This window comes from Streptomyces sp. AC627_RSS907, from assembly GCF_019049165.1.
Genome location: NZ_JAGMUE010000647.1, coordinates 1 through 746 on the forward strand (window position 1 = coordinate 1; position 746 = coordinate 746).

At 64.2% G+C, this 746-nt stretch carries 1 protein-coding gene; it reads right to left on the reverse strand.

Annotated features, from left to right (window positions below; translation table 11 throughout):
* Positions 1-746, reverse strand: a 746-nt coding sequence (locus KUM32_RS37590) for a transglycosylase domain-containing protein (RefSeq protein ID WP_217146323.1), incomplete at both ends; no start/stop codon positions are given.

Consider the following 746-nt stretch of genomic DNA (forward strand, 5'->3'; position numbering starts at 1 on the left):
GTTCTCGACGGCCGAGGTGAAGACGAACGGCTTGAAGATCGAGCCGACCTGGTAGTCGCGCCGGGTGGCGTTGTTGACGTACTGCTTGGTGTAGTCGATGCCGCCGTAGAGGGCGACCACCCTGCCGTTGTCCGGGTCGATGGAGGCGCCGCCGGCCCGCACGTACTTGTCCACCTTGTTCGCCTTGCTGAGCTTGCTCATCAGGCGTTCGTCCATCGTCTCGACGAAGGCGTCCTGCTTCTTCCTGTCGATGGTGGTGGTGATGCGGTAACCGCCGGCCGCCAGGTCCTGCTCGTCGATGATGTCGTTGGCGGTGATGTAGTTCTTGACCGCCTCGACGAGGTAGCCGCGCTGCCCGGACATGCTGGAGGTGGGCTTGGCGGGGTCGGGGGTGGGGAACTTCATGGCCTCGCGCTCGGACTTGTCGAGCCAGTCCTTCTCCACCATGCCGTCGAGCACGTAGTTCCAACGGGCCAGCGCGCGCCCCTTGTTCTCGGGGTGCACGACGACGTCGTACGCGCTGGGCGCGTTGAGCAGGGTGGCCAGGTAGGCGCTCTCGGCGGTGTTCAGCTCGTCGGAGTCCTTGCCGTAGTACGCCTGGGCGGCGGACTGGATGCCGTACGCGTTGCGCCCGAAGTAGCTGGTGTTGAGGTAGCCCTCCAGGATGTCGTCCTTGCTCACCTCGCGATCGAGCTTGATCGCGATAAAGAACTCCTGGGCCTTACGGGTGATCGTCTGTTCCTGGT